This window comes from Variovorax sp. 10N420 (genome assembly GCF_056394705.1).
Map to the genome: position 1 here is coordinate 464,168 of NZ_JBFTIJ010000006.1, position 8,152 is coordinate 472,319.

Sequence of the window (8,152 nt, forward strand, 5' to 3'; positions counted from 1 at the left end):
AGATCTCCGAAATATTAAAGATAAGAAGTGAGCCAGCCCTGGGGGCTCAAAAAGCTTCAACAGCGAGGGCCGTCACGCTGTCGGCGCCTTCGACGATGCTGTCGCGAATCCCTGGCGCCTTGTTCAGGATGTGCTCCGCGTAAAAGCGCGCCGTCGCGATCTTGGCCTTCATGAACGCCACATCGGTACCCGCCTTCGCCAGGTCTTCAGCGATCAGCAATGAGCGTGCAAGCTGCCAGCCCGCGACCACATTGCCTGCGAGCATCAGATAAGGCACGCTGCCCGCGAAGACTGCGTTGGGCGACGCCTTGGTCTGCCCTGCTACGAAGTCGACCACGTCGACGAATGCTTCTCGAGCGGCCTTCAGGCGCTTGCAGACGGCCTGCGCTTCGGCACTGTCGCGCTTTGCGAGTTCGGCTTCGGTCGCCTCTATCTGGGCAGCCACCGCCTTGGCCGTCTGGCCGCCATCGCGCGCCGTCTTGCGCCCGACGAGGTCATTGGCCTGGATGGCCGTCGTGCCTTCGTAGATCGTGAGGATCTTGGCGTCGCGCAGGTACTGGGCCGCACCGGTTTCCTCGATGAAGCCCATGCCGCCATGCACCTGCACCCCCAGAGAAGCCACTTCCAGGCTCATCTCCGTGCTGTAGCCCTTGACCAGCGGCACCATGAATTCGTAGAAAGCCTGGTTCTGCTTGCGGGTGTCCGCATCCGCATGATGGTGCGCGGCGTCGTAAGCGGCCGCTGCGACCGTTGCCATCGCGCGGCAGCCTTCGGTGTATGCGCGCATCATCATCAGCATGCGCTTCACGTCCGGGTGATGAATGATCGGCGCGCTGGCGTTCATCGATCCATCGACCGGTCGGCTCTGCACGCGGTCCTTGGCATAGGCGACTGCGTGCTGATAGGCGCGCTCGGCAATCGCGATGCCCTGCATGCCCACGGCATAGCGGGCCGAGTTCATCATGATGAACATGTATTCGAGGCCGCGGTTCTCCTGGCCGACCAGGTAACCCACCGCACCGCCATGATCGCCGTATTGCAGGACAGCGGTCGGACTGGCCTTGATGCCGAGCTTGTGCTCGATGCTCACGCAATGCACGTCATTGCGCTCGCCCAGTGATCCGTTCTTGTTGACGAGGAACTTCGGCACCACGAACAAGCTGATGCCCTTCACGCCTTCGGGCGCGCCGGTCACGCGCGCCAGCACGAGATGCACGATGTTCTCGGCCATGTCGTGCTCACCGTAGGTGATGAAGATCTTGGTGCCGAAGACCTTGTAGGTGCCGTCGGCTTGCGGTTCGGCGCGGCTGCGCACCAGCGACAGATCGCTCCCGGCTTGCGGTTCAGTCAGGTTCATCGTGCCAGTCCATTGGCCGCTCACGAGCTTTTCGAGGTAGACGGCCTTGAGCTCGTCGGAACCCGCGGTCAGCAATGCCTCGGTCGCCCCATCGGTCAGGAGCGGGCACAGCGCAAAGCTCATGTTGGCCGAGTTCAGCATTTCGACACAGGCAGCGCCAATGACTTTCGGCAGTCCTTGGCCACCGAATTCGGCAGGATGCTGCAGTCCTTGCCAGCCACCCGCCACGTATTGCGCGAAGGCTTGCTTGAACCCGGGCGTGGTCGTAACTTCGCCATCCTTGAACGAAGACGGCTCGCGATCGCCGGCCACATTGAGAGGAGCGATGACGTCCTGGTTGAATCGCGCGCACTCTTCGAGCACGGCTTGCGCGGTTTCGAGTCCGGCCTCTTCGAGGCCCGGCATTTGGGACACCTGCGAAATGTTCGCGAGATGTTCCATGTCGAACAGCATGTCCTTGATGGGGGCGGTGTAGCTCATGAGAGTCTCCTGTGGGCCGTTGCGGCCTGATGTGAACCGATGTGAAAAAGGGCATCGCGAACGATGCCCTTTGGCTCAATCATCGAAAGATGCGCCGATCAGAGCGCCTTGACGAGTTCAGGCACAGCCACGAACAAGTCGGCGACGAGGCCGTAGTCGGCCACCGAGAAGATGGGCGCTTCTTCGTCCTTGTTGATCGCCACGATCACCTTGGAGTCCTTCATGCCGGCCAGATGCTGGATCGCGCCGGAGATGCCCGCTGCGATGTAGAGCTGCGGCGCGACGATCTTGCCGGTCTGGCCCACTTGCCAGTCGTTCGGCGCGTAGCCTGCGTCCACTGCGGCGCGGCTTGCACCGAGGCCAGCGTTGAGCTTGTCGGCCAGCGGGGCCATCACTTCCTGGAACTTCTCTGCGCTACCCAGGGCGCGGCCGCCCGAAACGATGATCTTCGCGGCAGTGAGTTCAGGGCGCTCGCTCTTGGTGACTTCACGGCCCACGAAGCTGGACTTGCCGCTGTCGGCCACGCCTTCGGCGTTCTCGACCGCTGCGCTGCCGCCAGTGGCTGCTGCGGCGTCGAAGCCCGTCGTGCGAACGGTGATCACCTTGATCGCATCGGCGCTCTGCACGGTTGCAATTGCATTGCCCGCATAGATCGGACGCTCGAAGGTGTCGGGGCTGTCCACCTTGGTGATGTCGCTGATCTGCGCGACATCGAGCTTGGCAGCCACGCGCGGCGCGACATTCTTGCCGTTGGCAGTGGCCGGGAACAGGATGTGGCTGTAGTTCTTGGCGATGGCCAGAACTTGCGCGGCGACGTTTTCCGCGAGGTTGTCCGCCAAGCTCGGGCTGTCGGCGACGATGACTTTGGCAACACCAGCGACTTGGCTCGCAGCCTTGCCGGCTTCGGCGGCATTGGCACCAGCTACCAGCACATGGACATCGCCGCTCTGGCAGGCGATGCCTGCGGTCACGGTATTGAGGGTCGCCGGCTTGAGCGTGGCGTGGTCGTGTTCGGCAATAACAAGTACGGTCATGATCAGATCACCTTGGCTTCGTTCTTCAGCTTGTCCACCAGCGTGGCGACATCGGGCACCTTGATGCCGGCGCCGCGCTTCGGGGGCTCGACCACTTTCAGGGTCTTCAGGCGCGGCTTGACGTCCACGCCGATGTCTTCGGGCTTGACCACGTCGAGCTGCTTCTTCTTGGCCTTCATGATGTTGGGCAAGGTGACGTAACGTGGCTCGTTCAGGCGCAGGTCGGTGGTGATGACTGCCGGGAGGCTCAGGGAGATGGTTTCCAGGCCGCCGTCGACTTCGCGGGTCACGTTGACCTTGTCACCTGCGATTTCGACCTTGCTGGCGAAGGTCGCCTGGGGAAGATCGGCCAATGCTGCGAGCATCTGTCCCGTTTGATTGGCGTCGTCATCGATGGCTTGCTTGCCAAGGATGATGAGCTGGGGCTGCTCCTTGTCCACCAGCGCCTTGAGCAGCTTGGCCACCGCGAGCGGCTGCAGCTCTTCGGTCGTCTCGACCAGGATGCCGCGATCGGCACCGATGGCCATCGCGGTACGCAGCGTTTCCTGGCACTTCGCATCGCCGCAGGACACGGCGATGATCTCTGTGGCAGCACCCTTCTCCTTCAACCGAACCGCCTCTTCGACGGCGATCTCGTCGAAGGGGTTCATGCTCATCTTGACGTTGGCGATGTCAACGCCCGTGCCGTCAGACTTGACGCGGACCTTGACGTTGTAGTCGACGACCCGCTTGACGGGGACCAGAATCTTCATTGGCTTGACTCCATTGATTTGCGAAACCGGGGGTATGCAGAACTGCCGGGGATTTTAGGCGCCGGCCTCCGCGCGAACTGTCCATTTCAATCAGGGAGCGTCCGTCTTTGAAGTGCAAAAACGAACGGTCGTGCTTTTTCGAGATTATAGATGAGCGACATCCGCTGGCCCAACGCCAGAAGGTAACGATTCAACACGGACGACACGCTGCGGGTTGGCAATGACAATGCCCGCACTGCGCAAGCCTTCGAGAATCGCGATGTTGATCGCTGATCGAAGGTTGTCCCGCCCCTTCTCCGGATCGGACACCCAGAAGTTGAGGCTGAACTCCAGGCCGTCGGGAACGAAGTTGAGCAAAAAAGCAATTGGCGCCGGATCGGTCATCACGCGAGCTTGTCCCGCCGCTGCGTTGCATAAGATCGCCTGCACCTGTGACACATCGCTTTCGTAGCCGACGATGATGTTCGTCGAGATGCCGAACTTCAGATCCGCCAGCGAGAGATTCTCGACGCGGCTCGTGATGAGCGATTCGTTCGGCACGATCGACTCGCGCCCGTTGCCCGCCCTCACGAGCGTGTACCGCGTCTTGATGTCCGTGATGCGACCTTCGAAACCATCGACCTTGACGTTGTCGCCGATGCGTATGGAGCGCTCCAGCAAAATCACGAATCCGCTGATGTAGTTGGCCGCCAGCTTCTGCAGCCCGAAGCCCAGGCCGACGCCCACTGCACCGCCGAGAACCGACAGCGCCGTGAGATCCACGCCGACCGCCGACAACGCAAACAGCAAGCCAATCAGCAGCAGGAATGCGCGCACGGCATTCGACGCGACCTTGCGCATCGACAAATCGTGCACGGCCTCGCGCAGGATGCGCTTTTCGATCGTCGATGAGATCCACAGCGCAATGACGAGCACGAGTCCCGCCGACAGCAGACCGTCCAGGATAGTTCGCAGGCTGACACGCGTGCGCCCGAATGCCAGCGTGATCTGATCGAGTTCCGCAAGCACTGGCGGCAAGAGCCCGACGATCCAGAGGATCGCGCCAATCCAGGCGATCCACGAAATCGTGCGCTCGACCAGGCGGGCCATCGCCGAAGCCGGGAACACTGCGCGCAATACCCGAGCGAAAAAACGGATCACTGCGAGCGAGACGAACACGGAAACCGCGATCCGCAACACCAGGGCAGGCTGGAAGCCCAGCGCGAGCGCCGCGCGCCTGGCGAACTCGGCCAGCATCAGCGCCAGCAACGGGAACAACAGGCCGTCGAAGACGCGGTCGCCGAACCAGATCGAGCCCTTGGGCTGATCGCGCCCGAACCATTTGCAGACCGCCCACGCCAAGACGATGCAGCCTGCCAGCACGCCAAGCTGGATCCACACGTTTTGCGCATGAACCTGCCCGAGCGTCTCGTTGAAAGCGCTGAAATCCATCAGTCGAAGCCGACGCTATAAATCGGCGAGCACCCGCAGATGCTCTTCGACACTGCGTGCGAGGGCGTCGAGGTTGTAGCCACCTTCGAGCATGGAGACGATGCGCCCACCGGCATGGCGGCGGGCCACATCGACGATTCGCCCGGTGATCCAGCCGAAGTCGTGTTCGTTGAGCCTGAGCTGGCCGAGATCGTCGTCGCGATGGGCGTCGAAACCGGCGCTCACGAAGATCATCTGCGGCCGGAATTCTTCGAGCCGCGGCATCCAGCACGCCTCGATCAGCTCGCGCACGTCCATGCCCTTGGTATAGGCGGGCACCGGCAGGTTGAGCATGTTCGGTGCCGGGTGCTCCGTGCCGCTGTATGGATAGAACGGATGCTGGAAGATCCCGACCATCAGCACGCGGGGGTCGTTGCTCAGGATGTCTTCCGTGCCGTTGCCGTGGTGCACGTCGAAATCGACGATGGCGACGCGTTCGAGCCCATGCTGTTCGATCGCGTGGCGAGCGGCGATGGCGACGTTGTTGAAGAAACAGAAGCCCATTGCCTTGTCGCGGCAGGCGTGGTGTCCTGGAGGCCGCACGGCGCAGAAGGCGTTGTCCACTTCGCCTGCGATCACGGCGTCGGTGGCTGCGATGGCTGCGCCGGCGGCGCGTCGCGCGGCGAGCAGGGTAAAGCGATTGAGAGAGGTATCCGGATCGATCTGCGCATGGTCCGGACCGCCGGCCGGCGCGTCCTCGACAAGCCTTTGGCTCAGCGTTTCGAGGTGCTCCATGTGCGCGACGCTGTGCGCGCGCGTGATCTGAGGCAATGTAGCGAGTGGAACATCGACCTTTTTCAGTGCATCGCCAACGCCGGTGACGAGCAGCCGATCCTCGATGGCATCGAGCCTCCCGGGGCATTCGGGATGGCCGCGCCCCATGTCGTGTTTCCAGCAGTCGCGGTGTGTGAAATAGCCGGTTTTGCCCATGCCACGAGGCTTAAGGTATTGTTTGCATATGGATACAAAAATGGACGTTGCCGCAAAGCTCGCCAGTTTGCTCGGTCAGCTTACCACGGTGATCGTGGGCAAAGAGGCGCAGGTACGCGATTGCGTGGCCTGTCTGCTTGCGGGCGGGCACCTGCTCATCGAGGACGTGCCGGGCGTCGGCAAGACGACCTTGGCGCACGCTCTCTCTCACACCTTCGGCCTGCAGTTTTCGCGCGTTCAGTTCACGGCGGACCTGATGCCGGGCGACCTGTCCGGCGTGGCGATCTATGACCGCGGCCAGCAGGCTTTCGTCTTCCATCCCGGGCCGATCTTTGCCCAGGTCTTGCTGGCCGACGAGATCAACCGTGCAAGCCCCAAGACGCAAAGCGCCCTTCTCGAAGCGATGGAAGAAAAGCAGGTCACCGTCGAAGGCGAGACCCGCCCCCTGCCGACGCCCTTCTTCGTCATCGCCACCCAGAACCCCCATGAGCAACTCGGCACCTTCGCGCTGCCTGAGTCGCAGCTCGACCGCTTCCTGATGCGCATCTCGCTCGGCTATCCGGATCGCGCCGCGGAGCGCGAGTTGCTTGCCGGCGCCGACCGGCGTGACCTGCTCGCCAGCCTTCCGGCACTTCTGACCGCGGGCGAACTGACCGCCTTGCAGCAGCGCGTGCTGCAGGTCCATGCGTCCGAACCCTTGTTGAACTATGTTCAGGACCTGATCGCCGCCACGCGTTCCGGGCGCTGGTTTCTGCAGGGACTTTCGCCGCGCGCGGGCATTGCCGTGCTCCGCGCCGCCAAGGCGCAGGCGCTGCTGGCCAATCGGGACTACGTCGCGCCGGATGACGTCCAGGCCGTTCTGCCGCAGACCATCGCGCACCGGCTCACGCCGGTGGGTGACGCCGGCCGCGGCGCGGTCGAGCAAGTGCGCGCGATGCTTGCGGCGGTGCCACTGCCGTGAAGCAGTCTGCGCCGGCTCGTGTCGGAGTCGCGCGCTCCTTTGCGCCGCTCCGTTCCCGTATCGACCGGTGGTTCGTGTCGCGTCGTCCGCCTTCGGACACGCTCGAGCTGACGCAGCGGAATGTCTACATCGTGCCGACAGTGGCGGGGTGGATGTTGGCTGCGACGCTGCTGCTGCTTCTGGTCGCGTCGATCAACTATCAGCTCAACCTTGGCTATCTGCTGACTTTCCTGCTGGCGGGGTGCGTGGCCGTCGGCATGCATGTGTGCCACGGGACCTTGCGAGGCCTTGCGATGCACCTCATGCCACCCGAGGCGCAGTACGCCGGGTCGGCGGCTGTGTTCCGTGTGGTCTTGCACAACACGCGACGCAGCACGCGTTATGGCATCGGGCTGGCGGTTCATCGCAGTGGGCAATGGTCCTGGAGCGATGTGCCTGCGCAAGGCACTGCGACTGTGGAAGTGGCGTTCAGGCCTGAGCGGCGTGGGTTGCACGAGGTGCCGACGTTGACGGCGGAAACGCGATTTCCGCTGGGGACGTTTCGGGTCTGGACGGTGTGGCGGCCGGCGTCGAAGGTGCTGGTTTATCCGGCGCCTGAAGTGAATCCGCCGCCGCTGCCTGTGGGGGAGCCGATTGCGGGGCAGGCTGCGTCTGCTTTGGTGCGGACGCATGTGGCGGGGGAATATGACGGGGTTCGCGGGTATCGACGGGGGGATTCGTTGAAGCTGGTTGTCTGGAAGCGGGCGGCTCGGGCGCAGGCTGCGGGGTCCGATGAGTTGGTGAGCCGGGATACGCAGCAGGCGCAGAGGCAGGAGCTTTGGCTGGATGCGCAACATGCGGGGGTGGCTGATTTGGAGGGGCGGGTTTCTCGGGTTTGTGCTTGGGTTTTGATGGCTGATCGGCTGGGGGTGGAGTACGGGGTTCGTGTTGGAGGGATGGTTGTTGCGCCTTCTATGGGGGAAGGGCATCGGAGGCGGTGTTTGGAGGTGCTGGCTTTATGGTGAATGTGGTCAATGGTTGGGCTGTTGGCCGGGACTCGCCCCGGCGGGCGACTTACTTTTCTTTGGGTCGCCAAAGAAAAGTAAGCAAAAGAAAGGCGACCCCACTGTGCGCGTCCCTGCGCTTCGCTTCGGGCAACCTGCGGTGCTCGCTTCAGGCGGGGTCCGCG

At 63.0% G+C, this 8,152-nt stretch carries 7 protein-coding genes; 2 read left to right on the plus strand and 5 right to left on the minus strand.

Annotated features, from left to right (window positions below):
* Positions 1-46 precede the first annotated feature (46 nt).
* From AC1DEK_RS18590 to AC1DEK_RS18610, 5 genes are all read right to left on the minus strand, one after another.
* Positions 47-1,837 (minus strand): acyl-CoA dehydrogenase, encoded by a 1,791-nt coding sequence (locus tag AC1DEK_RS18590; protein WP_478126739.1) that lies wholly within the window; start codon positions 1,835-1,837, stop codon positions 47-49.
* A gap of 98 nt (positions 1,838-1,935) precedes the next feature.
* Positions 1,936-2,871, minus strand: coding sequence for an electron transfer flavoprotein subunit alpha/FixB family protein (locus AC1DEK_RS18595; RefSeq protein WP_478126740.1), 936 nt, complete (start codon positions 2,869-2,871; stop codon positions 1,936-1,938).
* A 2-nt stretch (positions 2,872-2,873) separates the two neighbouring features.
* Complete coding sequence (locus tag AC1DEK_RS18600) at positions 2,874-3,623, minus strand: electron transfer flavoprotein subunit beta/FixA family protein (RefSeq protein ID WP_478126741.1); 750 nt, start codon at positions 3,621-3,623, stop codon at positions 2,874-2,876.
* Between the two features lie 144 nt (positions 3,624-3,767).
* Entirely contained in the window at positions 3,768-5,054 is a 1,287-nt protein-coding gene (locus AC1DEK_RS18605; RefSeq protein WP_478126742.1) for a mechanosensitive ion channel family protein, read from the minus strand.
* Between the two features lie 15 nt (positions 5,055-5,069).
* Positions 5,070-6,023 carry a histone deacetylase family protein gene (locus AC1DEK_RS18610; RefSeq protein WP_478126743.1) on the minus strand — a complete coding sequence of 318 codons (954 nt, stop codon included), beginning with the start codon at positions 6,021-6,023 and terminating at the stop codon, positions 5,070-5,072.
* A gap of 40 nt (positions 6,024-6,063) precedes the next feature.
* On the opposite strand from AC1DEK_RS18610, the gene AC1DEK_RS18615 reads away from it, so the two are divergent.
* Entirely contained in the window at positions 6,064-6,984 is a 921-nt protein-coding gene (locus AC1DEK_RS18615) for an AAA family ATPase (protein ID WP_478126744.1), read from the plus strand.
* 152 nt (positions 6,985-7,136) lie between these two features.
* Entirely contained in the window at positions 7,137-7,988 is an 852-nt protein-coding gene (locus AC1DEK_RS18620) for a DUF58 domain-containing protein (protein ID WP_478126745.1), read from the plus strand.
* The last annotated feature ends 164 nt before the right edge of the window (positions 7,989-8,152 follow it).